The organism is Tundrisphaera macrotermitis, from assembly GCF_051175315.1.
In the GTDB taxonomy this organism is placed as follows: domain Bacteria; phylum Planctomycetota; class Planctomycetia; order Isosphaerales; family Isosphaeraceae; genus Tundrisphaera.
In genome coordinates, this window is sequence record NZ_CP195100.1 from 1,415,592 (window position 1) to 1,440,939 (window position 25,348).

Here is a 25,348-nt window from a genome sequence, read left to right on the forward strand (position 1 = left end):
GATTCACCCTCCCGCCTGCCCTGCGATGCGATCCGACGCGGCCGGCGAGGCCGCTTCGGCTCAATACATGTCGTCGTAGCCGCCGTGGCCGCCGCCGGAGGGCTTGCCGTCCTCGGGCAGGTCGGCGATCAGGGCGTCGGAGGTCAGCAGCAGGGTGCTCACGCTCGCGGCGTTCTGGAGGGCCGAGCGGGTGACCTTGGTCGGGTCGATGATGCCGGCCTTGACCAGGTCGGTGTACTCGTCCTTCAGGGCGTCATAGCCGAAGGTGCCGGTCTGCTCGGACACCTTGGAGACGACCACGCCGCCGTCCTGGCCGGCGTTCTGGGCGATCTGGTGGATCGGGGCCGAGCAGGCGCGGACGATGATGTTGTAGCCGGTGGTCTCGTCGGCGGTCAGGCCGGTCGGCTTGACATGGGTGGAGGCGCGGAGCAGGGCGACGCCGCCGCCGGGGAGGATCCCCTCTTCCAGCGCCGCGCGGGTGGCGTGGAGGGCGTCCTCGACGCGGGCCTTCTTCTCCTTCATCTCGCTCTCGGTGGCGGCCCCGACGTTGATCTTGGCCACGCCGCCGGCGAGCTTCGCCAGGCGCTCTTCGAGCTTCTCGCGGTCGTAGTCGCTCTTGGTGTCGGCGATCTCGCGGCGGATCGCCTCGATCCGACCCTTGATGTCGTCGGTCTTGCCGGCGCCCTCGATGATCGTCGTGTTATCCTTGTCGATCTCGATCTTCTTGGCCTGGCCGAGGTCGGCGAGCCCGACGTTCTCCAGGTCGATGCCCAGCGCCTCGAAGATCGGCTTGCCGCCGGTCAGCACGGCGATGTCTTCGAGCATGGCCTTGCGGCGGTCGCCGTAGCCGGGGGCCTTGACGGCCGCACAGCGGAAGGTGCCGCGGAGCTTGTTGATGACCAGCGTGGCCAGGGCCTCGCCGTCGACGTCCTCGGCGATGATCAGGAGGGGCTTGCCGGTCTGGGCGACCTTCTCCAGGACGGGCACCATGTCCTTGACCGACGAGATCTTCTTCTCGTAGATCAGGACGTAGGCGTCTTCCAGGACGGCCTGCATGGCCGTGGGGTTGGTGACGAAGTAGGGGGAGAGGTAGCCGCGGTCGAACTGCATCCCCTCGACCCACTCGACCTCGGTCTTCAGGGCCTTGCCCTCTTCGACCGTGATCACGCCGTCCTTGCCGACCTTCTCGGTGGCCTCGGCGATCATCTTGCCGACTTCGCTGTCGAAGTTGGAGGCGACCGTGGCGACCTGCTCGGTCTCCTTCTTGTCGACGATCTTGGTGCTCATCGACTTGAGCTGCTCGACGATGTCGGCGACGGCCTTGTCCATGCCGCGCTTCATCATGTTCGGGTTCACGCCCGCGACGACGGCGCGGAGGCCTTCGTTGTAGATGGCCTCGGCCATCACGGTCGCGGTGGTGGTGCCGTCACCCGCGACGTCGGAGGTCTTGCTGGCGACCTCCTTCACCATCTGGGCGCCCATGTTCTCGTACTTGTCTTCGAGCTCGATCTCCTTGGCGACGGAGACGCCGTCCTTGGTGACCGTGGGCGAGCCGAACGACTTCTGGATGATCACGTTACGCCCGCGCGGGCCGAGCGTGACCTTGACGGCGCGGGCCAGCTTGGCCACGCCTCGCTGCATCGCCTGGCGGGCTTCCTGATCGAACGCAATCTGCTTGGCGGCCATGGATGGGTCTCTTTCCCGTGGGTTCGTGGGGTGGTCGGATCACTCGTTCAACTGGGTCGAGCCGGGGTCGCCCGGTCAGTCGATGACCGCGAGGATGTCGTCCTCGCGCATCAGGAGGACCTTCTTGTCGCCGTCGATCTTGAATTCATCGCCGGCGTAGGAGTTGAACAGGACGCTCTCGCCGACCTTGACCTGCAGCTCGCGCTTCTTGCCGTCCTTGGTGATCCGACCTTCGCCGACGGCCAGGACCTTGCCCTTCTGCGGCTTGTCCTTGGCCGTGTCCGGCAGCACGATCCCGCCCGCCGTCGTCGACTTGGCTTCTTCCCGTTCCACCACCACGCGGTCGCCCAGCGGCTTCAGATTCATCGCAACCTCTTGCCTACGGATGGCCATGACACCGGGGGGATCCCCCGGATCGTCTCGGCGAGCCCTCGCCGTCACGACCGCCCAATGATGCAAGATGCGTGCCCCGCCCCAGCACGCAACCCAAGTCGTTTACCTGCATCAACCTAAGAAACCTGCCGCGTCCCTCCTCGGCGGCGGCATGCTGCCGAACGCGGTCCGGGCCCGGGGCCTCCTGCCAATCCGGCAGGTGGCGGACCGGGCCGGCTCAGGCCACCCCGGCGGACCGGGCGAGCAGGGCGCGGGCCGAGCCCTGGAGCAGGGCGGTGGCGGTGGCGGGATCGAACCGGGACCCGGCCCACTCGACGACCTCGGGCGCGGTGCCCAGGCCGGGCAGGGTGCGGTCGACGCCCAGGAAGTCGGTCCCGATGGCGATCCCCTCGGCCCCGGTTCGGCCGGCGAACGGCACCGCCGCGATCGCCTCGACGTCGGCCCGGATCTGGTCGGGGTCCGAATAGAAGGGCGGGCTGACGCCCAGGCCGATCGTGCCTCCCAACGCCCGGAGCCGCACCAGGTTGTCGCGGGTGAGGGCCCGGGGGGCCTCGTACCCTTCGCGGGCGAGGGCGCCGTGGCTGTACGCCAGGATCAGGCGGTCCGACCTCGCCGCGTCGGACTCGAACCAGCCGAGCACGTCGGCCATGCTCGTCGGGTTGAGGTGCGCCAGGTCGACGATCGGCCGCGGCCCCGAGCCCGACGGGGCGACCTCCAGCAGGGCCTCCAGGAACCGGACGCCGAGGGGGAGCAGCCCCCGGTCATCGCCCGGGGCGGCCGAGCCGGCCAGCAGGCCCGTCTCGTTGTAGGTCGGCTGGAACAGCCGGACCCCGCGGTCGAACAGGCGGGGCAGGTGGGCCAGGTCGTCCGGGGACCGGACCAGGGCGTCGAACCCCTCGACCCCGATCATGCCCCAGGTCAGGCCGTCCCGATCGTCATCCCATCGGGCCCAGTCCTCGGGCCCGATCAGCAGCCGGCCCGAGAATTCCGCCTCGATCCGGGCGATCAGCGAGGCCAGGGCCGCCCAGGGGTCGGGCTGGCGGGCCCAGTCGTCGGCCCGGCGGTAGCACGAAACGATCGCGGCCCGCGTGGTCTGGAGGTAGCCGACCGCCTGGCCGACCCGCGAGGCGACGCCCGGGTAGAGGTCGGCGTCGAAGGTCGTGGACTCGCCGGCGTACTGGAGGGTCCAATCCACGTGGAGGTCGATGAGAGGCATGGTCGCTCGCGGAGACGCCCGGGCCCCCAGAGCGGGGAACCCGGGCCGGGAAACGAAAAGTTAGTGGCCCGTGGCGTTGTCGATCTTGTCGCCGATCTTCTCGGCCGGGCCGCGAGGATCGACGGCGTCCTTGAGGTTCTTGCCCGCCTGGTCGATATTCTCGCCCGCCCGCTCGGCGGGGCCCTTCTGCTCGCAGCCGGCCAGGGTCACCACCGAGCCCAGGACCAGGCCGGCCAACATCACGAACGACTTGCGGATCTCGAACTTCATCGCGGTGACCCCTCGAAAGACTCTACCACGCCGGCGACGCCGCCCGGACATGGGCGACGCCGATGCCGACAATCCTGACCCCGGAGAGACTTCGCAAAGCGGGCGCCAGGATTGGGACCGACCGATGAAATCATCTCCCTCGGCCGTCACCGATCCGGGGGCGGGTCGAGCGGGATCCGGTCGAGGAATCTCCGGAGCGTCCCATCCAGCCCATCCCAGCGGATCTCGTCGCTCGATCCGGAGCCGGAATCTCTCCCCAACCACACGACCGGCGGCGACGCCTCCAGGGCGGGCCCGAGCGGGGGATCGGCGGGGAGGAGCGGGGCCAGCCCGCCCGGCCACAGGGCACCGACCCGGGCCGGAGGGTCCCCCTGCCAGCCCGCCCGGAGGATCGGCCCGGCCGACCGATCCGGCCGTTCGAGCGCCTCCAGGCTGGAGGCCAGGCCCTCTCCCCAGGCGATCAGGATCGACGGCCCGCGCCGGGCGACCTGGATCCGGCCGTCGGGGCGGATCGCAGCGAGGACGCGGGCGGCAACCGTTTCGTCGTCGAAGTGGGCGGCGACCATCCCCCGATCGGGCGACGGGCCCCGGCCCGGCGTGTCGCCGACCCAGCCGGAGACCCCGCGCAGGTGCGGGACGAGGTCCGCATCCACCCGGACCCCGACGGCCCGGGCCAGCAGGCCGAGCCGGAGGCGGGCGGGGGCGAGGTCGGCGCGGGCCGGGTCCTGCTTCTCGAAGCGATCGGCCAGGCCGAACAGCGCCTCCCAGCGATCGGGGGACAGGGCGACCGCGCCCGCCGCCACCACCCGATCCCGGGGCACCGGGTCGAGCCAGGCCGGGTCGATGGCCGCCGGGCCGGGAACCGGGCCCGCACCGGGCTCGCACTCGACGACTGCGCGGAGCGTGGCCCCCTCCAGCCCGGATCGCACGCGGACGGCCCGGGGACCCGCCGCCCGGAGCAGGCGGAGCGGGAGCGTCAGGGCGGGGATGGCATCGAGGGGCATCGTCTCGGGGTGGACCTCGGCGAGCAGGGCCAGCCCGCCGTCTCCGCCGGCCGGGCCGGGATCCTTCAACCCCGCGATCAGGTCGTCCCGGGTCCCGGCTATGACCAGGTGGCCCGGGCCCCGGGCCATCAGGGCGGAACCCGGCGGGCCGAGCCGGTCGACGGGGACGCCGTCATGGGGATCCTCCGACGCGCCGTCGGTCAGCACGAATGCCGAGGCCAGGGCCGCGAACGAGCCGTCGTCATGCGGCAGCGTCGCGAACCAGTGAGGACGGCCGCCATCACCCCACGATCGGACGACCCAGCGGGCATCTTCGAGCGAGCGGAGTTCGCCGGCCATGCGCGGGTTGAGCGCCGCGAGCACCGCTTCGAGCGGCTTGCCGAGGCGTTTGGGATCCGGGCTGGCCCTTTTCCAGGCGGCCATCGCCTCGGCCGGGTCGCCGACCTTCGACCCCCGGAACAGGTCGATCAGCCGACCGAGTTCCCGATCCGGGTGGGACAGGCGGATCGAGAGGGAGGGCGGGGGGTTGGGCTCGTCGCCCGAGGTCGGCCGCGCGGCGAGCCAGAACATCAGGGCGAGCGACACGATCCAGAACCTCATGCGGTCCCCTTCGACTCGACGCGTGGCGGGGCGTGGTGGGAGGCCGAATCTAGCCCACCCGCGTGGCGGACGTCCAGGGGTTCCGCTGGCGAGGTCTTGCGAGGCGGGCGACGACTGTGCCATAGTTCATGCCTTCCCGGCCCGCATCACGCGCGGGCCCGGGGCGACCGCGCCCGGCGCCGGGTCGTCCTGATGGGCGGTGGCACCAAGGATTTGCGATGAGCTGGCAGGCTGGGATCTATGTCGCCGCCGCGGTGATTCCGCTGGGAGCGGGGCTCGTCCAACTCGCGGCGGGACGGTGGCTGGGCCGCCGCGGGGCGCTGGTCGCCACCGGGGCCATCGCGACTTCCTTCGCGCTCAGCCTCCTCGGCCTCGTCATCTACCTCGGCTCGGCCGAGGGGATCTTCTCCGAGCACCAGGCCGGCGCCGCGACCGCCGCCCACGACCAGTTCGGCGAGCCCAACCCGACCAAGGGGCACGCCCCGCTCACCTGGACGGCCGGCTTCGATTGGGTGGCCCTCGGCGGCGGCGGGGATGGCATGATCACCATCGCACCGCTGACGATCCCGCTGGCCATCGCGATCGACAACCTGGCCGCCCTGATGTTCGTGATGATCACGTTCGTTGCGACCCTGGTCCACATCTACTCGCTCGCCTACATGAGCGAAGACCCGCGCTTCGGGCGGTTCTTCGCCTACCTCTCGTTCTTCTGCGCGGCCATGCTCGGTTTGGTGGCGGCGAGCAACATCTTCCTCGTCTTCATGTGCTGGGAACTGGTCGGGCTCTGCTCGTACCTCCTGATCGGATTCTGGCGCGAGGACCGGAAGAACGTCGACGCGGCTAATAAGGCCTTCATCGTCAACCGGATCGGCGACGTGGGCATGCTCATCGGCATGGGCCTGCTCTGGGCCCACCTGGGGACGTTCGACATCGCCGAGATCAACGGCTCGCTGCGGGATGCCGAGGGCGGCCTGCACGTCGCCACGGCCGAGGGGACGACGGTCGTCACGATGGGCGATCCGGCCCAGCCCCGGACGATGTTCGGGCAGCCTCGCCAGATCCCGTACTCGCTGCTGGTCGTGGCCGGGCTGGGGATCTTCGCGGGGTGCGTGGGCAAGTCGGCCCAGTTCCCGCTCCACGTCTGGCTGCCCGACGCGATGGCGGGGCCGACCCCGGTCTCGGCCCTGATCCACGCGGCGACGATGGTGGCGGCGGGCGTCTACCTGGTCGGCCGGTTCTTCCCGCTGTTCACGCCCGAGGTGCTGCTGGTCATCGCCTACACGGGCGGGATCACCCTGTTCGTCGCGGCGTCGGTGGCGATGGTCCAGTCGGACTTCAAGAAGGTGCTCGCGTACTCGACGGTCAGCCAGCTCGGCTTCATGATGCTCGGGCTGGGCGTCGGCGGGCGGGCGGCCGGGCTGTTCCACCTGCTGACGCACGCCTGCTTCAAGGCGTTGCTGTTCCTGGGGGCGGGCAGCGTCTACCACGCGGTCCACACCTACACGATGGCCGAACTCGGCGGCCTGTACCGCCGGATGCGGATCACCGGCCTGACCATGCTGGCCGCGACGCTGGCGATCTCCGGCGTGCCCCTGTTCAGCGGGTTCGCCTCCAAGGACGCGATCCTGGCGACCAGCCTCCACTTCGTCCAGCGATACCCGGCCCACTGGCTCCTGTTCGCCCTGCCGGTCGTCGGCGCGGCGATGACGGCGTTCTACATGGTCCGGATGTGGTTCCTCCTGTTCGCCGGGGAGCCCCGGAGCGCGGCGGCCGACCACGCCCACGACCCCGGGCCGCTGATGGCCTGGCCGTTGATCGCACTGGCGATCCCGACGGTCGTGATCGGCTGGCCGATCACGATCCTCCCGTTCTTCGGATTCGAGCCGATCCTGGAGCAGATGCTCCGCTACGGCGAGCCGATCCGGGCCCTGGACGTCGGGTCGGCGAAGTGGTGGGCGCTGGGGGCGTCGATCCTGATCGCCGCCGCGGGCCTCGGCGTGGGCGCCCTGTTCTACGGGCCGTGGGATGCGTGGCGGCGGCTCGACGCGAGGCGGCTGGCCGAGCGGTTCGGGCCGGTCCATCGCTTCGTCGCCAACGGCTGGTACTTCGACGCGCTCTACCGCGTGGCGGTGGTCACGCCGACGCTCCTGCTGGCGCGGCTGACGAGCTGGTTCGACCGCGCCGTGCTCGACCGGATCGTGGACGGGTCGGCGCAACTGGTGGTGGAGCTGAGCCGGTTCGACGGCTGGTTCGACCGGCAGGTGGTCGACCGCGCCGTGGACGCGGTCGCCCGGGGCACCATCGGGGCCGGGGAGTGGGCCCGGAGGCTCCAGGGCGGGCAATTGCGCGGGTATCTGATGGTGCTGGCCGCGGCCGTGGTCGGGCTGTCGGCGGCCCTGTTCGTGTGGATCCTGGCCTGAAAGACGGGGTGCGACGGTGTTGAGCGACGACCTGCTGCTGAGCCTCCTCTGGATCGTCCCGCTGGGGGGGGCCGCCGGGGTCCTGCTGATCCCCGACCGGAGGCCGGACGCGATCAGGCGGTTCGCGCTCGGGACCACCGTCCTCACCCTGCTCCTGTCCCTGGCCGCGTTCGCCCGCTACACGGCCGGCGGGTTCGGGTCGAAGCCGCTGGCCGAACGGGCCTTCGGCGCGATCCTTGATGCCAAGGGGGAGGCTTACCAGGCCGCGCTGGTGGTTCGGCACACCTGGATCCCCTACTTCGACATCCAGTATTACCTGGGCCTGGATGGGATCAACCTGGCGCTGGTCCTGCTCTCGGCGTTCGTCGGGGTGCTGGCCTGCCTGGCCTCGTGGAACATCGACCGGAAGATCAAGGCCTACTTCGGCCTCTACCTGCTGCTCCTTTCGAGCATGATGGGCGTCTTCCTGGCGCTCGACCTGGTGCTGTTCTACGTCTTCTTCGAGCTGATGCTTTTGCCGATGTACTTCCTGATCGCCATCTGGGGCGGCGACCGGCGCGAGTACGCGGCGATGAAGTTCCTGCTCTACACCCTGTTCGGCTCGGTCTTCATCCTGGTCGGGTTCCTGGCCCTCTACTTCTGGTCCGGGGATGCCACGGGCGTGACCGTGGGCGGCAAGCCGTTCGACGCCCACACCTTCGACATGGTCCGGCTGGCCCGGGCGGCGTCGGAGACCGCGTACTACGGCCGGTGGATCCAGGGGTGGATCTTCCTGCTCCTGTTCCTCGGGTTCAGCGTCAAGCTGCCGTCGATCCCGTTCCACACCTGGCTGCCCGACGCCCACGTCCAGGCACCGACGCCGATCAGCATGATCCTGGCGGGGGTGCTGCTCAAGGTGGGCGGCTACGGCTTCCTCCGCCTGGCCTGGCCCCTGGCCCCGGCCGGCGCCCACGACTGGGCCTGGGTCGTCGCGGTCCTGGGGACGGCGAGCATCCTCTACGGGGCGCTCGCGGCGATGGCCCAGGATGACTTCAAAAAATTGGTCGCCTACAGCTCGGTCAGCCACATGGGCTACGTCACGCTCGGCATGGCCGCGATGAACCTGGCGGGCGACCCCCGCTACTACGCCTATGGGCTCAATGGTGCCCTGTTCATGATGGTCGCCCACGGGATCACCTCGACGGCCATGTTCTTCCTGGTCGGCGTGATCTACGAAAGGACCCACACGCGGGACCTGCGCGCGATCGGCGGCGGGCTGGTCGGGCCGATGCCGATCGGCGCGGCGGTCTCGGCCGTGATCTTCTTCGGCTCGATGGGCCTGCCGGGCCTGTGCGGGTTCGTGGCCGAGGTCTTCGTGATCCTGGCCGCGTTCCGGTTCTCGCCCTTGCTCGGGGCCCTGGCGGCGGCGGCCGTGGTCCTCACGGCGGGGTACATCCTCTGGACCATCCAGCGCGTCTTCCTCGGCCGTCGAGAAGGGGAAGGGGGGCCGATCGCCGATCTCCGGCCGGTCGAGCTGATCATCGCCGTGCCGCTGGTTGTCCTGACGATCTGGCTGGGCGTCATCCCCGGCGCCTTGCTGAGTTGGGCCGGGCCGTCGGTCGACCGCGTGGCCCGGGACATCGTCTCGGCGAAGTCCCATCCGGTGCCGGCCCCGACCGCCGTGGCCCGGGAGGCGGCCGAGCCGACCCCTCGCCCCCTCCGGTGAGCGATGGTCTGATTGGCCTTGCGTCAATCGGCGGGTCTGAGTAATTTGCCGCCGCGTCCGGGAGATCCCGCGATCTCGCGGACGCTGGGCACCCCAAGGAGCGGGCGTGCCCGGATTCGACCCGAATCGGCCCGAAAGAGAGGGACAGCATGCAAAGACGGTCATGGATGGCCGCTTTGACGCTCGCCGCGCTGGCCGGGATCCCGGCCGGGGCCGACGAAACCGCCCAGGCGAAGACCGGTATCGAGCCCGCCTCGGCCCGGCCTGCCCACGAGCCCGGTTCGATCAAGCGTAAGGTCTCGCTCAACCTCAGGTTCAGCGGGCTTCTCTACCCGGGCGAGGTGGTCATCAAGCCCGGCAACGCCGGCTGCCGCTTCCAGCCGATCACCCTCCCGGTCCGGGTCAATGGCCCGGTCCCGATGGATCCCATCGAAATCGAGACCTTCAGCGCCGACCGCACCTGCTCCCTGGTGATCACGCTCAAGGAGCCGCGCCAGCCCGACAAGACGATGCGCCGGACCTTCCAGTTCGAGGCGACCGAGCCGGCGAAGGGCCCCCAGGTCTTCGAATGCATGCTCAGCGCCATGCCGAAGACGCCCGCCGCGACGGTCGCCGAGAGGACGACCGGCGCGACGCGGCCCAAGAAGTAAGGTTCAGGCCGGATTCGCCCCGGGGTGTTGCCACGGGGCCCGATAGGGGCGGATGAGGCGGCGATTGGCCTCGTCGTCGCCGATGACGCGGTGGGCCACCGGGTCCCATTCCAGGGTCCGGCCGAGCCCGAGCGCCAGGTTCGCCAGGATGCAGCTCGCCGTCGAGATGTGGCCCTGCTCGATGTCGGCCACCGGGCGGCCTCGGGACTCGATGTTGGCGAGCAGGTCGCGCATGTGCCCCCGGATCGCGGGGGCGACGTGCTTCTCCAGGTCCTTCTCGGTCCGGTCCTCGGGGTACTGGTCGAGTTCGTAGGCGACCTCGGCGTGCATCGGCTTCCCCGGCCCGTTCGGGGTGAAGTCGTAGCCCTGCACGCTCGCCTTGAGCGTCCCCTTCTCGCCGTAGATCGTGGCCCCCCAGGGGTATTTGGGGTCGGGTGCGGGCCCCCAGCTCCGATGCTGCCAGACGACCGGCAGGCCGTCGAAGTCGAACGTGGCCGTCTGGGTGTCGGGGATGTTGGCCTTGGTGCCCCCCTCGACCAGGATGCCGCCGGCCGACGAGATCCGCTTCGGCCAGCCCAGGCCGAGCATCCACCGGACCATGTCGAGCATGTGCACGCACATGTCGCCGACGATGCCGTTGCTGTACTCGGTGAAGGCCCGCCAGCTCCGGGGGTGGACCATCGAATTGTAGGGACGCATCGGCGCCGGGCCGGTCCACATCTCGTAGTCGAGGTGGGCGGGCGGGGCCGAGTCGGGCGGGTTCCCCTTGTTCCGCATGTGGTAGTAGCAATAGATCTCGACCAGGCCTGCCTTGCCCAGCAAGCCCTCGCGGACCACCCGGTCCCGCGCCTCGATCAGGTGGGGCGTGCTCCGCCGCTGGGTGCCCACCTGCACGACGCGGCCGTGCTTGCGGGCGGCGGCGACCATGGCCTGGCCCTCGGCCACGTCGATGCTGATCGGCTTCTGGACGTAGACGTCGGCCCCGGCCTCAACGGCGGCGATCATCGGCAGGGCGTGCCAGTGGTCGGGCGTGGCGATCAGGACGATGTCCAGGTCCTTCTCCGCCAGCATCGCGCGATAGTCGCGATAGGTGCGCGGAGCCTTCTTCGACGCCTGGCGCTCGGCGACCATCGCCGCCGCCCCTTCGAGCATCTGCGAATCGACGTCGCAGAGCGAGACGACCTCGACCGGGGCGACCTGGATCAGTCGGAACAGGTCCGCCTTGCCATACCAACCGCAGCCGATCAGGCCGACCCGCTTGGCCTCGCGGGAGGTTGCGCCGGCGATCCGGTCCACCGCCCCGGGGATGGCCAGCCCGGCCGCACTCGCCTGGAGGAACTCGCGACGCTGCATCGACCCGCTCCCTTCGAAGGAATCCATCGCGGCCCCTGGCGAGCACGGCGAGATAGCCCGGCGAATCGGCGGACGGGGCGGGCATTGCACCCGACTCGGCCCCCTCCGAGCGGCCGGTCGACCAGGCCGGCCCGCTCGCGCCTCGACGCGTGCCAGGGTAACGGGCGCCCCACCCATCGTCAAACCCCCATGCCTCCCGCGTCGCGACGATCCGGCTACTTCGGCTCGGGCGGGGTGGGTGCGATGGGGGGCATCGGACGAGCCTTCAACACCGCCTCGACATAGTGGGGCTCGTCCCCGCGGTCGTACCAGACCGGGAGCCGGTCCCCGGCCCGTTTCCACCCGACGATCCGGGTCAGGTCCACCCGGTTCCGGACCGCATATTCGCCCGCGTGCGTGATGATGTCCCCGGGCCTGAGGCCCGCCTCCTCGGCGGCACTCCCCGGGATGACCTCCTTCACGATGCAACCCTTCTCATGGGCCTCCCCGTAGACGCCCAGCACCGGGCCGTTGGCCGCGACGGAGATCGTGTAGAAGAGGCTCGCCATGCCCAGCGCGTTGACCAGGCCATGCAGGAGGATCGGGGCGACCAGCGTCTTCCTCCACCCGTACAGCAGGGCGAGGAAAAGCCCGCCCACCACGATGCTCAGCCTCTGCGCGAGACCGAACGGATGCAAGAGCCCGAAGATCGCGGCGGAAAGGATCGCGGCGAGGCCGATGGGCATCCTCTGCCGCAAGGCGTTGAATAACATGCCCCGGAAGAAGAGTTCCTCCGCGACGGGGGCGACCACGACCGCAAGGAGGACAAGGGCAACGGAGTGGTAGCGATCACCGGCCCCAGCAATGGGCTCGAAGAAGTTGTCCTCCTCCTGCGTCCGTGTGATCAGCCAGGCGATGACCGCGACGCCGTACACTGCTGCCATCAGGACGGGCACGGCGAGCAGGGCGTAACCGGCCTCGACCAGGATCCTCCGGGGCCGGGTAAAACGCAGACGTGGCCGCGCGACCAGGAGCGGCCAGCCGGCGAGCCAGGCATGCTGGATCAGTGCGAGCGGGATCCACGACCAGGCCGGGAAGGAATGGTGGAAGGCACCGGCGTAGAGACGCCCCACGACCCTGGCGATGATCACCGGAGCCAGGCCGATGAGGAGGTCGCGCCATCGCCAGCGGTGCTCGCGGAGCCCCGGGGGATCGACCGTTTCGACGGTTTCGGCGATGGACATGAATATGACCGTCCGGTGCGGGGGGGGGAATCGGAGGAAGCCGAAGATCCTACCCCTGCCGGGGATCAACGGCCAGGGGCCGAGCCGGACCGCCGATCGATCGTCCATGCGAGTGCCGTGGCGACCAAGATCGCGGCGAACACGCCGACCGCCAGGTTGCCGGCCGTCGCTCGGCCGAGCGGTATCCCGACGGACCCGGCGAGGAGTTGGATGAACGAGGACTCGGGGACGGGGTAGCCCAGGGAGCGGCGGACCTGGAAGTGCCAGTCGGTGCACAGGCAGTAGCCCCAGCCGTGATACGCCCCCATCACGAACCACGAGAACGCGGTCAGCCCCAGCACGGCCAGGTGGGCCACGCGGGTCCGCCTCCAGGCCCAGCCGGTCATGTTGAAGGCGATCAGCAGGGCGTGGAAGGCGAAGAACGCCCGGTCGAGCAGGACGAGCAAGGGCCGAACCTCCCATCTCGGCAGGCCCGGCCATCGCCGGAACTCCGGCCCGGAGCCCTCGGCCGGCGCCTGGATTTTCCGCCGGTGCCCGGCAGGCCCGAACCCGGCGGGGAGCGGCCCGACAATCCTCATCTCCCGGGCCGGAAACCACTTCGTTCCGCCGCGGGCCGAACTATGTGAGCGGTCGCCCGCATTCTTATTGTGACGCCGAACGGACGAATAATCAACTGATCACTATAAGCATTGAACGGGGGCCGGCCCGGCCCGGCCCGATCGCAAGGATCGGGCATCGGCGGGGCCTGCCGACTGGTGTGCGATTCGCCGGGACTCGACCTCGGGATCCCGCCGAGGAGCGATGGAATGGAGGAGCGTAATCCATGTTTGGCCCCGCGGAGATAATCCGGTGCTCGATTTCTGCTCGCAACTGTTCAGCCCGTCCGGGTTCATGCCCCGGCGATCCTGCGGCACCTGGTCGCCGGGGCTCATCTTCCTACATAATGCCTCCGACGCACTGACTACAGCCTCCTATTTCGCGATCCCCGCGATCATCATCCACCTGATGAGGCGCCGCCTGGACCTGCCGTTCCGCCCGATCTTCTGGCTATTCGGCGCCTTCATCTTCTCCTGCGGCGTCACGCATCTGCTGGAGATCGTGGTCTTCTATTCGCCGGTCTACCGACTCATCGGCGTGGTCAAGTTCGCCACGGGGTTGATCTCGGCGACGACCGCCCTGGTCCTGCTCCTGAGCTGCCCCCGCGCGCTGAAGTTCCGGGGGATCCCCTCGCTGGAGCGGGAGATCAAGGTCCGCAAGGCGGCCGAGGTGGCGGCGGGGGAGCGGGCCAGGCTGCTCGAAGTCCTGGTCGAGATGAGTCGGAAGGTCCTGACGATCAAGGACCTGGACACCCTGGCCGGCGAGATCGTATCGCGGGTGGCGCGGGGGCTGGGGGTGGAGCATTGCGCCATCCTCCAGGCCGTCCCGGATCGGTCGGAGTTGCGGCTCCGCGCCTGCATCGGTTGGGATGGCGGGCTGGTCGGGGCCACCATCCCGGCCACCCTCCAATCGCTGGCCTGCCTCGCCGTCCCCCAGGCCGCCCGGGTCACCGGCGAGGGCACCGAGGAGGCCGACCGCTTCGAGGCCGCGCTGAGGGTGTGCGAGCACGACATGGCCGGCGGCCTTGTCGTGGACGTGATCGGCCGGGACGGGCCGCACCGGGTCCTGTTCGCCTACACGACCCGCCCGCAATCCTACGTGCTCATGGTCCGGGCCACGGGGCGTCCATTCGGCGCCGACGAGGCGCGCTTCCTGCTCAGCGTCGTCACCCTGTTCGCCTCGAACCTCGGGCGGATCGAGGCGGAGCGGGCCCTCCGGGCCCAGGCCCGGACCGACTCGCTCACCTGCCTCTACAACGCGCGGCACCTGCACGAGGAGTCCCGGGCCGTCGAGGAGCGGGCGGCCCGATCCGGGGAGCCCCTCTCGGCGATCATGATCGACGTCGACAAGTTCAAGAGCTACAACGACGCCCACGGCCACCCGGCCGGCGACGAGGTCTTGCGCACGCTCGGGACGATCCTGAGGAGCGAGGCCCGGGCCGGAGACCTGGTCGCCCGATATGGGGGCGAGGAGTTCGCCATCCTGCTGCCCGGGGCGGACGCCTCGGAGGCGAGCGATTTCGCCGAGCGCCTGAGGAGGGCGATCGAGGCCCACCCCTGGCCGCTGCGTCCGGTGACGGCCAGCCTCGGGGTCGCGACCGAGGATACCCCCACCCCCAGCGTCTCGTCCCTGCTCGACCGCGCCGACCGGGCGCTCTACGTCGCCAAGCGAACCGGCCGGAATCGCGTCTGTCGCGATGTCTTCCGGGACGCGATCCCCGCCGTCCCCAGGGAACGGGGCGGGGCCGACGATCGCGGCGCGGGCGGGGAGCCGGCCCCCCTGGTGCTGCACCTCGACGACGACCCCGCCTACCGCAAGGCGCTGGGCCGGCAGCTCGCCCGCGCCGGCTTCATCACCGTCGAGGCGGCGACCGGGGCGGCTGGCATGGCCGCCGCCCTGACCGTCCCCGACCTGATCCTGATGGACATCAGCCTCCCGGACGGCAATGGCCTGGACTTCTGCCGCCGGCTCAAGTCGGACCCGGCCACCGCCGCGATCCCGGTCATGATCCTCTCCAGCAGCCTGATCGGCGGGGCGGACCGGGCCCGCGCCCTGGCCTTCGGGGCCTCGGCCGCGATGGTCAAGTCGTCCGACCCCGAGGAGCTGATCGCCGTCGCATCGACCCTGGTCCGGGAGACCCGCGGCCAGCAGGCGATGGGCCGCGCCTGGCGCGAGATGAAGGACCAGTTGCGCGAGCAGGCCTCGGAGATCGAGAAGTTCAGCAACGCGACGATCGAGGGCTGGGTCGGGCTCCTCGAGCTGCGCGACCACGAGACCGAGGGTCACAGCCGCCGCGTCGCCGAGCTGTCGACCCGGATGGCCCGCATCATGGGATTCGGCGAGGCCGATCTGCTCCACCTCTGGCGCGGGTCGCTCCTGCACGACATCGGCAAGATCGGGGTGCCCGACTCGATCCTCACGAAGCCGGGGCCGCTCGACGACTCGGAGTGGCGCGTGATGCGCCGACACCCCGAACTGGCCCGGCGGATGCTCGAACCGATCGAATTCCTCGGCCCGGCCCTGGAGATCCCGTGCAGCCATCACGAGCGATGGGACGGGGCCGGATACCCGGACGGCCTGCGGGGGGAGGAGATCCCGCTGTCGGCCCGGATCTTCGCGGCGGCGGACGTCTACGACGCTCTGAGCCACGACAGGCCCTACCGCGAGGCCTGGGCCCCGGAACGGGTCAGGGAACACATCGGCTCGCTGGCGGGCAGCCACCTCGATCCGGCGGTCGTCGATGCCCTGCTCACCATCATCTGAAGGTCGAGCCCGGCCGGCTTCCGTGGATCGGGCCTCCCAGGCGCCGCGCGAGCCCCCTCGAGGACGAGCAACGGCGGCGACCGCGACTCGGCCGGCGAGGAGGGTCGATCACGATCGATCAGGGATCCGGATCCCCGAGATCCTTGCCCCACCCCGCCGAATCCAGGTCCATCCCACCCGCACCGGGGCAACGCCCCGGGCCGGCGAACGGCCGACGACCCTGCCCAACCTTTTCTCATATTGAAGCTTGACAGCGGGAACCACCCCGGTACTATGCGTCGCAGGGTAGCAGCAATCGGAGGTTGATCGATGGACTCCTGGCATGCGCAAATGCGCAAGGGCGTGGTGGATCTGGCCATCCTGGCGCAGGTGGGTCGCGGGGAGACCTATGGCTACGAGATCGTCGAGAACCTCCGGCGATACGGGGGGCTGGAGATGACCGAGAGCACGGTCTATCCGGCCCTGACCCGATTGGCCCGCGACGGGGCGCTGGCGGTCCGCTCGGCCGCATCGCCAAACGGGCCACCCAGGCGCTACTACCGCCTCACGGACGACGGGCGGGACCGGCTCGCCCGGATGGCCTCCGGCTGGTCCGCGATGGCCCGATCGATCACCCTCATGCTGGAAGGAGACCCCTGAATGAGCATCGCCGATCCCCCCACCGCCCTGAATGCCAACGTCCGGGCCATCATCGACGCCCGGCTGGACACCCTGGACCGGATGCTGCTGGGCCGCGTCGGCCGGGCCGATCGGATCGCGATCGGCCGCGAGGTCGAATCGCAGATCCACGACCTGCTGGCCGAGCAAGCCCGAGACGAACCGACCCGGGACGATATCCTGGCCGTCCTGTCCCGGATCGACCCGCCCGAGGCGTACCTGCCGGAGGACGGGGAGGACGTCAACGCCCAGGTCGCCATCCGCCCCGGCCGCCCGGCCTTGGGGCATCCGATTCCGACTCGCAGCGATCAGAACGCCAGGTTGGGCAGGGTGGGCGCGGTGCTCGGCCTCGTCGCGCTCGGCCTCATGCTCCTGTCAGGATTGCTCCTGGGCGTCGCGTTCGTCGCGGACTCGGAACTGGCCTTCGTCTTCTCGCTGGGCCTCTCGGCGATCGGGATGATCACCGGGACGATCGGTTTCGTGATCGCGGCGACGGCCCGGCTGAGTTCGCAGGCGTCGATCATCGGGTTCGTCACCGGGCTGGTGGCCGCCCTGGCGTCGATCCTGCTGCTGACGATCCCCTGGCTCTTCTTTTTCTGAGCGGGTCGTCCGCGGGCTCGGAGATGCCGGAGAACCCTCTGGGGCACATCGAGGGGGGGAGTGCGTCAAAACGAAGCCATGCCGGGCCCCGACTTTATCGGCCCCCCTCGCCGGGACCGCCCCGGCGGCCGGAGTCCTTCCCGATGCGGGCCATCGCGAAATCCCGGACGCGGTTGTAGCTCTCTTCATCCGCGAAGCCACGGCGGGGGACGATCGCCGCCGACAGGCCGGTGACCATGATGAACGTGTGGTCGCCGACCTCCTCGACATGGCTCATGGTCTCCCACCGGGCCACGGTCCGGGTCGTCTCGGTGATCTCGGTCAGCCCCTCGTCGTCGAGGATCAATCGGATCGGCCCGATCGTGCCCCGGGTGCCCTGGCCCTCGGCGTAAGAACGGAGGGTCTTCCGGATGTTGGCCCGATGGACGGCGGGGTAGATCGCGGCATAGGCGACGCCCGAGACCGCCAGGATGACGGCCCATTCCCCCGGGCCGTTCGCCGCCGCCGCCAGCGAGCCGACCAGGCAGGCGATCGGGAGGAGAAGCCAGCCGATGAGGTAATGCCGACGGGCGACGGCCGACCTGTCGATGCAGTGGAGGCCGTAGGCGATGTAGTCGTCCACGGTCGTCGTGTAATCGGCCTGGAGCATCCGCAAGTCCTCGCCGTCAATCTCGCCCGCGGCACCCGGGGCGGTTCCGCCACCGCCGCCCGGCCCGGGCCACACTCTCATCGCGATCGGACATCGATTCGACCGCCCCACCCCGGATCGGCCGGGTCCCGGCGGATGCACGACGCGGATCGAAGATCCCCCGGCCCCCGGACCCGTTCCTCGTCGGCGATCTCGGCATGGACCTTCACTGTGCCCGGACCTTCGGGGCCAGCGTCGCGGCCTGGAACGATTTCCGATCGAAGATGGCCAGGAGTCGGACGCCGTCGACGCGGGCCGGGGCCAGTTCATAGGCCGCCGGCGCCCGGGCCAGGCGAGCCAGGAGGTTCGGGGCCTTCCCTTCCTCCGGCATGTACAGGCCCTGGCGGTTCTGAAAGATCAGGTAGTGCGGATCCGGGCCGAACATCTGGGCGAGGTTCTCGGCAGCGTCGGCCCCTTCCAGGGTGATCATCCTGAGGTCGGGGCGGAGCCTCCCCCAGGCCTGTTCCCAGCCGAACGTGCGGACATTCGGCGGGGGATAGATGAGGACCGTGGCCCCCCGTTCGATGTGGTCGTTCATCCATCCGAGGACTTCCGCCGTGGCCGAGTCCCAGAAGTAGGTCGTCTCCATGCCCGCCGCATCGGCCCCCCTGGGCCCGCCGATGGCGGCGTTGTAGTAGCTCATCTCGAAGGGGTGGACCCGCACGGTCTCGGCGGCCGCCGTCGCCAGGCAGGCCGCGGCCACGATGCGGCCGATCCAGGCCCGCCGCATCGACGCGGCGAGCACGCCCGCACCGATCGCGGCCAGGATCGGGAGGAAGTAGAACGCCGGGACGAGTTGGCGGAGGCCATCGTGGGCGGGCAGGAACGGGAGCATCCGCAAGAGCGGGTACGCCAGGAAGTGGATCGCCGCCCACCCGCCGACGACCCGGTCGGACAGCCTCCCCGACCCATCCTCCCCGGCGAGCTTCGGTCGGCGGAGGGTCGCGATCAGGCCGACGGCCGTTAGGGCCAGCAGGCCGAGTGGGACCATCGTCGCGATCAGGACCGCGGAGTTGTGCCAGGGGAGGAACGTATGGACCGAGTCGTAGACCCGCCCCAGGTAGAACACCGGGACTTTCTGGGGATAGGACAGGAAGGCCCGGACCCAGCGGGCCATGCCGCCGACGGGGTCGGGCCACCACGCCGGGTTGACCATCAGCATCGTCGCCGGCATCGTCACCCCGGCCCAGGCCAGCGGCCTCCAGGCCCCGCGCGGCCGGTAGAGTGCCGCCCAGGCCAGCGCGGCCGGGATCAGGAGCACGCCGGTCGCCTTGCACATCACGGCCAGGCCCGCCGCGACTCCGAACCACCACGGGCCCCGGCCGGTCTCGCACGCCCGGAGGTGCGCCAGGGCGGCCAGGAACCAGAAAACGCCCGTGTCCGAGTCGGCCGTGATCAGCTGCGCATCGATGAACGGGCGGGGGTCGGAGACGAGCGCCACGACCGCGGCCGACGCCAGGGCCGGCCCCCATCGGAGCCGGACGAACCGGAACATCACCCCGGCGGCCGCGGCGAACAGCCCGACCGTCGCCAGCCGGTAGCCCCGCAGGGGACCGAGCCAGGGCCCGAACACAGACTCGGTCGCCATCCCCAACAGGGAGGGGACCGGAGGGTGCTGGTCGGGCACCTCGCGGCAGAAGGGCCATCCCTTCGCCAGCTCGGCCGGCCCGAAGGCGCGGCGCCATCCGCCCGCCGGGTCGGCCAGCTTCGCGAGCCAGACGGAGACGGCCCGGGACCGTTCGAAGAAGTAGGGCTCGTCCCACGTCATCCCGGGCTCGCCACGCGCCGCCCACAGGATTCCGACGTAGGCGACCACGAGCACGGCGACGATCGGGATCTCGAAGCGTGCGACAAAGCGGCTCGTTCCGGCCCCGGGTTCCTGGCTCATCCGATCGATTCCCCCCGCCCCGGCGTCGGCGATGTCGCGGGGCGACCGCATCGGGCGTCGCACGCCGTCGACCACGAGGATGCTCGACGACTCCCCGATCGGATGCCGACGAGACGTCGGACGTGGCCGTCACCGGCCCGGGACGGCGTCGGTCGTCCCTTCGCGGTCGCTATCGGGACCGGATGGGGAGGGCTTCGCCCCCCCGGAGCGCCCTCGGACCCGAAGGTTTTCAAGACCATCCCACTTCGGCTGTAACCGTGGGCAGCCTAACAGAACGTTCGGCCATCGCCAAGCATTCATCCCTTCCTTCCCGTGCCCTTCGTCCCCTCCGACCTCGCCGAGGTCGCCGCCCGGCCGATGCTCAACGAGGAGGCGATGGCGGCCGTCCTGGCCCTGGCCGGGTCTCGCCAGGACCAGCCGCACGGGGCAGGGGGGTGATGCCCTCGGCGGACCGATCGAGGATCGGCGAGATCTGGGAGGCTGTCATCCCTGGATCGGAAGACCGAACGACGGGCAGGACGGGGTCCACCCATCGCGAATCGTTCCAACCGAGCCCATGTTCATCTTCTCCGTCGAGGCTCGCGGAATCCGGACGGCTGCCCCCTTCCATCGCTTCTCATCTTGCTTCCCTTGGAAATGCCCGCGATTACGACATGCTCTCGCGAACCGTTTCCATGAGATGGATTTGATCGTCGGGTTTCACTCGTCGGACGTCCGGACGCCCCCGACGTTGAAGCACAGTTTCCAACAGGCCGACCCGGGTCTCGGCGACGCCGCGTTCCGAGGGATCGGATCCGGCGAATCGGGAAGAAGGCCCGAGCCGCCGAGGCGGTCAGGAGGCGATGAGGCCCGGATCCGCCGGTGCGAGGTCGAGCACGAGGGGGCGGGGCTGGGACATCGAATGTGGGGGCACGGCATCGCCGTGGGATGGTCGACCCGAGCGCCTGTTGACGGTTTTCTGCATCAGTCGAATAAACGAGTGCGGCCATCCTTGCCGGCGCCGGCGCGCCCTGATAGGTTTACAAATCTGTTTTTTCGCGCTTGCCTCCCCCCGCCCCCGCGATCCCGGAGCCGTCGGCGATGTCGAACCGTTTTGCGTCGAGCCGTCGCCCGCCCCGTCCCGCCCGTCGTCGGGCCTTCGCCCCGGAATGCCTGGAGCCTCGCCAGCTCCTGGCGGCGTTCACGGTGACGAACACCGCCGACTCCGGGGCCGGGTCGCTGCGGCAGGCGATCCTCAGTTCGAACGCGACGGCCGGGCCGAACACGATCAGCTTCGCGATCGGCTCCGGGTTGCAGACGATCTCGCCGGCCACCGCCTTGCCGGCGATCACGATGGCCGTCTCGATCGACGGGACGACGCAGCCGGGGTTCAACGGGACGCCGATCATCGAGCTGGATGGCAGCAACGCCGGCACCGGCGACGTTTCCGGGCTGGTGCTCCAGGCGAGCAACTGCACGATCCGGGGGCTGGTGATCAACCGGTTCCGCTCCAACGGGATCTCGATCGGCCCGACCAACAAGTCGCCGAGCAACTTCAACCGGATCATCGGCAATTATATCGGCACCGACCCGACCGGCTCGATCGACCGGGGCAACGGCAAGAACGGCATCTTCATGGGGACCGCGTCGCAGAACACGATCGGCGGGACCGCCCAAACCGGCCCCCCCGGCAACCCCAACCGCAACGTGATCTCGGGCAACGACGGCGCCGGGATCCAGTTCCTGTTCCAGGTCGCCACCTCCAACGTGATCCAGGGCAACTACATCGGCACCGATGCCACCGGATCGGCGGCGGTCGGCAACAACGGCGCCGGGGTCGACTTCTTCGGGCCGGCCACGTTCAACACGGTCGGCGCCACCGCCTCCGACCCCGGCAACACCAGCGCCTCCAACGTGATTTCGGGCAACGGCAGCAGCGGGATCAAGTTCTTCGGCGACGACTCGACCGACAACCAGATCCGGGGCAATTTCATCGGCACCGACGCCACCGGCAGGGCCTCGGTCCCCAACAACGGCAAGGGCGTGGACGCCTTCGGGCCCGATCGGATCACCATCATCAACAACGTGATCTCGGGGAACCGCGACAACGGCCTGACGCTCAGCGACGATTTCCACGTGGTCCGGGGCAACAGGATCGGCACCGACATCTCCGGCCTGCTGCCGTTGCCCAACCAGGGCAACGGCATCGGCACCGGGTTCGGGGGCAAGGACCTGACGATCGGCGGCACCGGGCCCGGCGAGGGGAACACCATCGCCTACAACAGCCGCAAGGGGATCGCCCTGTCGAGCGGCAGCCTCCGGGTCCGGATCTCGGGCAACTCGATCTTCGCCAACAACGGGTCCGGCACCGGCTCGGGCGCCGGACTCGGCATCGACCTGAACGACGATGGGGTCACGCCGAACACCGCCGGCAGCCCGCACACCACGGGCGCCAACCTGCTCCAGAGCTTCCCGGTGATCGCGTCGGCCGGGCTGGACTCGGAGGACAACCTGTCGATCGCCGGCACCCTGGCGAGCGGCGCCAACTCGACCTACCGGATCGAGTTCTTCGGCGGCGACACCCCCGACAACACCGGCTACGGCGAGGGCCGCACCTACCTGGGCTCGATCGACGTCGCCACCGACGCCTCGGGCAACGCCTCGTTCGCCTTCCTGGGGGCGCGCCCCTTCGCCATCGTCAACTTCGTGGCGGCCACCGCCACCGTGATCTCGGCCCCCAACGTCACGGTCAACAACGAGTTGATCTCGCAGGTGGGCAACACCTCCGAGTTCTCGGCGGTCGCCCCGGTGGCACCGCCGCCGTTCAGCTCGTTCCGGTTCGCCTCGGCCACGGCCAGCGTCGGCGAGGCCGCCGGCTCGGCCACGATCACCGTCCAGCGGACCGGCAGTTCGGCCGGCACCGCCACCATCGCGTATGCCACCGGCGGCGGCACCGCCTCCGCCGGGTCGGACTACGCCCCGGCCTCGGGCGTCCTCACCTTCCTGGATGGCGAGACCATCAAGACGTTCGTCGTCCCGATCCTCGACGACCCCGCGGCCGAGCCGTCCGAGACCATCATCCTGACCCTGTCCGCCCCCACCGGCGCGTCGCTCGGCAAGCCGTCCTCGGCCACCCTCACCATCCTCGACGACGACATCGCCGGGTTCGTGGTCACGCCCGCCTCAGGCCTCGTCACGTCCGAGTCGGGCGGCCAGGCCACCTTCTCGGTCCGGCTCGCCAGCCGGCCCACCGCCGACGTGACGATCTCGCTGGCCTCGTCCAACACCGCCGAGGGGACGATCGACCGCCCGACCCTCACCTTCACCCCGGCCGACTGGGACACGCCGCAAACCGTGACCGTCACCGGCCTGGACGACCCGGTGGACGACGGCAGCGTCGGCTACACGATCGTGACCTCGGCCGCCATCAGCGGCGACGCCAATTACTCCGGCCTGGCGGCCCCCGACGTGGCGGTGGCCAACCTCGACGACGATACCGCCGCCGTCCTGGTGTCGCCGACCTCGGGCCTGCGGACGACCGAGGGCGGCGGCACCGCCACGTTCGCCGTCCGCCTGGCGACCCGGCCGGTCGGCACCGTCGTGATCGCCTTCGCCACGGCTGACGCGACCGAAGGGGCTCCCACGATCGCCTCGGTCACGTTCACCCCGGCGAACTGGTCGCAGCCTCAGATCGTCACCGTCCGGGGGGCGGACGACCCCGAGGTCGACGGCGACGTGGCCTACACGATCGTCACCACCGCCCTCGGCACCGACCCGATCTACACCGGGATCGCCGTGCCCGACGTCACGGTGGTCAACGCGGACGACGACGCGGCCGGGTTCGTGATCGCGGCCGGCAACGGCCCCCTCCAGGTCAACGACCAGGGGGCGACCGCCTCGTTCGCCGTCCGCCTCGCCTCCCGGCCGACCGCGCCGGTGTTCGTGCCGATCGCGTCGAGCCGCCCGGGCGAGGTCGCCGCCTCGCCCGCCGTCCTCGCCTTCACGCCGAGCAACTGGAACGTGCCGCAGGCGGTCACGGTCGCCGGGGTCCGCGACGAGGCGATCGACGGCGACCAGTCGGCGTCGATCCTGCTCGGCATCGCCGCGAGCGCCGACCCCCACTACTCCGGGCTCGACCCGGCCGACGTCGCCGTGAACTCGGCCGACGGCGACCGCGCCGGGGTCCTGGTGTCCACCCCGGGCGGGAACGCGACGACCGAGTCGGGCAACACCGCGTCCCTGAGCTTCCGGCTCCGGACCCGCCCCTCCGCCGACGTCACTTTCAGCCTCGCCTCGTCCAACACCGCCGAGGGGGTGGTCGATCGCTCGGCACTCACCTTCACCCCGGCCAACTGGAACATCCCCCAGGTGGTCACCCTGACCGGCGTGGACGACTCCGCGGTCGACGGCCCGGCCCTGTTCCGGATCGTGACCGGCGCCGCCTCCAGCGCCGACCCGAACTACAACGGGATCGACCCGGCCGACGTCGACCTCGTCAACCTGGACGACGACGCCGCCGCGATCCGCACCTCCACGGCCGGGGGGCTGGCGACCACCGAGGCCGGCGGCCAGGCCAGCTTCCAGGTCGTCCTGTCGAGCCGCCCATCGGGCAACGTGACGGTCCCGATCGCGTCGAGCAACCCGGCCGAGGGGGCCTCCGGCCCGTCGAGCCTGGTCTTCACCCCCGACAACTGGTCCAACCCGCAGGTGGTCACCGTGGCCGGCGTGGACGACCGCTCCGCCGACGGCGCGGCGGCCTACGCGATCCTGCTCGGCCCGGCGATCTCGACGGACCCGGCGTACAACGGCCTGCTCGGCCCGGCGGTCTCGGCCGTCAACGCCGACGATGACACCGCCGGAGTGGTGATCGAGCCGACCTCGCCCTCGCAGACGACCTCGGAGGGGGGAACCGCGACGTTCGCCGTCCGGCTCGCCTCGCGGCCCTCGTCGCCGGTCGTCGTCAACCTGGCCACGACCGACGCGGCGCAAGGGGTGGTCACCACCCCGCAACTGGTCTTCACCCCCGACAACTGGGACGCGCCCCAGGCGGCGGTGGTCGTGGGCCGTAGCGGCGGCGCGGCCGGGACGATCCCCTACGCCCTCTCGGCATCGGCCAATGGCGCGGATCCCGGCTACAACGGCCTGTCGGTCGCCCCGCTCGCCCTGACGAACCTGGTCTCGGCCCCGGTGGTCACGGCCCCGGTGGTGGCGGTCGCCGACGTGGCCATCGCCACGATCAAGGTCAAGAAGTCGAAGTCCCAGGCGATCGTGGTCCGTTTCGGCGGTGCGATCGACGCCGCGTCGGCCGCCAACCCCGGCAATTACCGGCTGGTCACGGCGGGCAAGGACAGGAAGCTCGGCACCAAGGACGACAAGGTGACCACGCCGGCCTCGGTCGCCTACGACCCGGTCGCCAGGACGGTGACCATCCGGACGCGGAAGAACGCCCCGCTGACCGGCGCCCCGATCCGGCTCACGGTGGTCGGCGACGGCCTGCGCGACCCGCTCGGCCGCGCCGTGGACGCCGACCGCAACGGCATCGCCGGCGGAGACCTGGTGGCCGTGATCTCCAGGAAGAAGGCGGTCATCCAGGCCGCCGCGATCCGAGCCCGATGACCTCACGGTCGAAAGCCACAACCGAGGGAGCGTACGATTC

18 protein-coding genes are annotated in these 25,348 nt (G+C 70.3%); 8 read left to right on the plus strand and 10 right to left on the minus strand.

Annotation, left to right across the window (positions count from 1 at the left end; translation table 11 throughout):
- Positions 1-60: 60 nt before the first annotated feature.
- The 5 genes from groL to TA3x_RS06100 form a co-directional block, all read right to left on the minus strand.
- Positions 61-1,686 carry a chaperonin GroEL gene (groL, locus tag TA3x_RS06080; protein ID WP_435019291.1) on the minus strand — a complete coding sequence of 542 codons (1,626 nt, stop codon included), beginning with the start codon at positions 1,684-1,686 and terminating at the stop codon, positions 61-63.
- A 75-nt stretch (positions 1,687-1,761) separates the two neighbouring features.
- On the minus strand, positions 1,762-2,052 hold the full coding sequence (gene groES, locus TA3x_RS06085) for a co-chaperone GroES (protein ID WP_435019293.1): 291 nt from the start codon (positions 2,050-2,052) through the stop codon (positions 1,762-1,764).
- 244 nt (positions 2,053-2,296) lie between these two features.
- A complete protein-coding gene (locus tag TA3x_RS06090; RefSeq protein ID WP_435019295.1) occupies positions 2,297-3,295 on the minus strand; it encodes a membrane dipeptidase in 999 nt (332 codons plus the stop codon).
- A gap of 60 nt (positions 3,296-3,355) precedes the next feature.
- Positions 3,356-3,565, minus strand: coding sequence for a hypothetical protein (locus tag TA3x_RS06095; RefSeq protein ID WP_435019297.1), 210 nt, complete (start codon positions 3,563-3,565; stop codon positions 3,356-3,358).
- A gap of 146 nt (positions 3,566-3,711) precedes the next feature.
- The gene (locus tag TA3x_RS06100) at positions 3,712-5,169 is read right to left on the minus strand and encodes a hypothetical protein (protein ID WP_435019298.1); all 1,458 of its coding nucleotides are present in this window, start codon (positions 5,167-5,169) and stop codon (positions 3,712-3,714) included.
- A gap of 218 nt (positions 5,170-5,387) precedes the next feature.
- Between TA3x_RS06100 and nuoL the strand changes: the two genes are divergently transcribed.
- The 3 genes from nuoL to TA3x_RS06115 all read left to right on the plus strand — a co-directional run bounded on the left by nuoL (position 5,388) and on the right by TA3x_RS06115 (position 9,944).
- Positions 5,388-7,589, plus strand: coding sequence for an NADH-quinone oxidoreductase subunit L (nuoL, locus tag TA3x_RS06105; RefSeq protein WP_435019300.1), 2,202 nt, complete (start codon positions 5,388-5,390; stop codon positions 7,587-7,589).
- Positions 7,590-7,608: 19 nt separating this feature from the next.
- The gene (locus tag TA3x_RS06110; protein ID WP_435019302.1) at positions 7,609-9,294 is read left to right on the plus strand and encodes a complex I subunit 4 family protein; all 1,686 of its coding nucleotides are present in this window, start codon (positions 7,609-7,611) and stop codon (positions 9,292-9,294) included.
- 149 nt (positions 9,295-9,443) lie between these two features.
- Positions 9,444-9,944, plus strand: coding sequence for a hypothetical protein (locus TA3x_RS06115; protein ID WP_435019304.1), 501 nt, complete (start codon positions 9,444-9,446; stop codon positions 9,942-9,944).
- A gap of 3 nt (positions 9,945-9,947) precedes the next feature.
- Here TA3x_RS06115 and TA3x_RS06120 read toward each other — a convergent pair whose 3' ends face one another.
- From TA3x_RS06120 to TA3x_RS06130, 3 genes are all read right to left on the minus strand, one after another.
- Complete coding sequence (locus TA3x_RS06120; RefSeq protein WP_435019306.1) at positions 9,948-11,297, minus strand: Gfo/Idh/MocA family protein; 1,350 nt, start codon at positions 11,295-11,297, stop codon at positions 9,948-9,950.
- Positions 11,298-11,512: 215 nt separating this feature from the next.
- Positions 11,513-12,520 carry a CPBP family glutamic-type intramembrane protease gene (locus tag TA3x_RS06125; RefSeq protein ID WP_435019308.1) on the minus strand — a complete coding sequence of 336 codons (1,008 nt, stop codon included), beginning with the start codon at positions 12,518-12,520 and terminating at the stop codon, positions 11,513-11,515.
- A gap of 65 nt (positions 12,521-12,585) precedes the next feature.
- Positions 12,586-12,966 carry a DUF2784 domain-containing protein gene (locus TA3x_RS06130; RefSeq protein ID WP_435019310.1) on the minus strand — a complete coding sequence of 127 codons (381 nt, stop codon included), beginning with the start codon at positions 12,964-12,966 and terminating at the stop codon, positions 12,586-12,588.
- A gap of 403 nt (positions 12,967-13,369) precedes the next feature.
- Here TA3x_RS06130 and TA3x_RS06135 point away from each other — a divergent pair, with 403 nt between their 5' ends.
- The 3 genes from TA3x_RS06135 to TA3x_RS06145 all read left to right on the plus strand — a co-directional run bounded on the left by TA3x_RS06135 (position 13,370) and on the right by TA3x_RS06145 (position 17,137).
- On the plus strand, positions 13,370-15,880 hold the full coding sequence (locus TA3x_RS06135; protein WP_435019312.1) for a diguanylate cyclase: 2,511 nt from the start codon (positions 13,370-13,372) through the stop codon (positions 15,878-15,880).
- 309 nt (positions 15,881-16,189) lie between these two features.
- Complete coding sequence (locus TA3x_RS06140) at positions 16,190-16,519, plus strand: PadR family transcriptional regulator (RefSeq protein WP_435019314.1); 330 nt, start codon at positions 16,190-16,192, stop codon at positions 16,517-16,519.
- Entirely contained in the window at positions 16,520-17,137 is a 618-nt protein-coding gene (locus TA3x_RS06145; protein WP_435019316.1) for a hypothetical protein, read from the plus strand.
- A gap of 94 nt (positions 17,138-17,231) precedes the next feature.
- Here the strand turns inward: TA3x_RS06145 and TA3x_RS06150 are convergent, their stop codons facing one another.
- Complete coding sequence (locus TA3x_RS06150) at positions 17,232-17,786, minus strand: YcxB family protein (RefSeq protein ID WP_435019318.1); 555 nt, start codon at positions 17,784-17,786, stop codon at positions 17,232-17,234.
- 205 nt (positions 17,787-17,991) lie between these two features.
- Positions 17,992-19,713 carry an ArnT family glycosyltransferase gene (locus TA3x_RS06155; RefSeq protein ID WP_435019320.1) on the minus strand — a complete coding sequence of 574 codons (1,722 nt, stop codon included), beginning with the start codon at positions 19,711-19,713 and terminating at the stop codon, positions 17,992-17,994.
- A 312-nt stretch (positions 19,714-20,025) separates the two neighbouring features.
- On the opposite strand from TA3x_RS06155, the gene TA3x_RS06160 reads away from it, so the two are divergent.
- On the plus strand, positions 20,026-20,151 hold the full coding sequence (locus TA3x_RS06160; protein WP_435019322.1) for a hypothetical protein: 126 nt from the start codon (positions 20,026-20,028) through the stop codon (positions 20,149-20,151).
- A 642-nt stretch (positions 20,152-20,793) separates the two neighbouring features.
- Positions 20,794-25,308: a Calx-beta domain-containing protein gene (locus tag TA3x_RS06165; RefSeq protein WP_435019324.1), complete on the plus strand. Its 4,515-nt coding sequence runs from the start codon at positions 20,794-20,796 to the stop codon at positions 25,306-25,308.
- The last annotated feature ends 40 nt before the right edge of the window (positions 25,309-25,348 follow it).

What these genes read in the sequence shown, in the direction of transcription:
- TA3x_RS06145 (WP_435019316.1), top strand. Translation starts at nt 16,520, where the DNA reads ATGAGCATCGCCGATCCCCCCACCGCCCTGAATGCCAACGTCCGGGCC.
- TA3x_RS06090 (WP_435019295.1), bottom strand. Translation starts at nt 3,295, where the DNA reads ATGCCTCTCATCGACCTCCACGTGGATTGGACCCTCCAGTACGCCGGC.
- TA3x_RS06095 (WP_435019297.1), bottom strand. Translation starts at nt 3,565, where the DNA reads ATGAAGTTCGAGATCCGCAAGTCGTTCGTGATGTTGGCCGGCCTGGTC.
- TA3x_RS06140 (WP_435019314.1), top strand. Translation starts at nt 16,190, where the DNA reads ATGGACTCCTGGCATGCGCAAATGCGCAAGGGCGTGGTGGATCTGGCC.
- TA3x_RS06100 (WP_435019298.1), bottom strand. Translation starts at nt 5,169, where the DNA reads ATGAGGTTCTGGATCGTGTCGCTCGCCCTGATGTTCTGGCTCGCCGCG.
- TA3x_RS06165 (WP_435019324.1), top strand. Translation starts at nt 20,794, where the DNA reads ATGTCGAACCGTTTTGCGTCGAGCCGTCGCCCGCCCCGTCCCGCCCGT.
- TA3x_RS06125 (WP_435019308.1), bottom strand. Translation starts at nt 12,520, where the DNA reads ATGTCCATCGCCGAAACCGTCGAAACGGTCGATCCCCCGGGGCTCCGC.
- TA3x_RS06120 (WP_435019306.1), bottom strand. Translation starts at nt 11,297, where the DNA reads ATGCAGCGTCGCGAGTTCCTCCAGGCGAGTGCGGCCGGGCTGGCCATC.
- nuoL (WP_435019300.1), top strand. Translation starts at nt 5,388, where the DNA reads ATGAGCTGGCAGGCTGGGATCTATGTCGCCGCCGCGGTGATTCCGCTG.
- TA3x_RS06155 (WP_435019320.1), bottom strand. Translation starts at nt 19,713, where the DNA reads ATGAGCCAGGAACCCGGGGCCGGAACGAGCCGCTTTGTCGCACGCTTC.
- groES (WP_435019293.1), bottom strand. Translation starts at nt 2,052, where the DNA reads ATGAATCTGAAGCCGCTGGGCGACCGCGTGGTGGTGGAACGGGAAGAA.
- groL (WP_435019291.1), bottom strand. Translation starts at nt 1,686, where the DNA reads ATGGCCGCCAAGCAGATTGCGTTCGATCAGGAAGCCCGCCAGGCGATG.
- TA3x_RS06150 (WP_435019318.1), bottom strand. Translation starts at nt 17,786, where the DNA reads ATGCTCCAGGCCGATTACACGACGACCGTGGACGACTACATCGCCTAC.
- TA3x_RS06115 (WP_435019304.1), top strand. Translation starts at nt 9,444, where the DNA reads ATGCAAAGACGGTCATGGATGGCCGCTTTGACGCTCGCCGCGCTGGCC.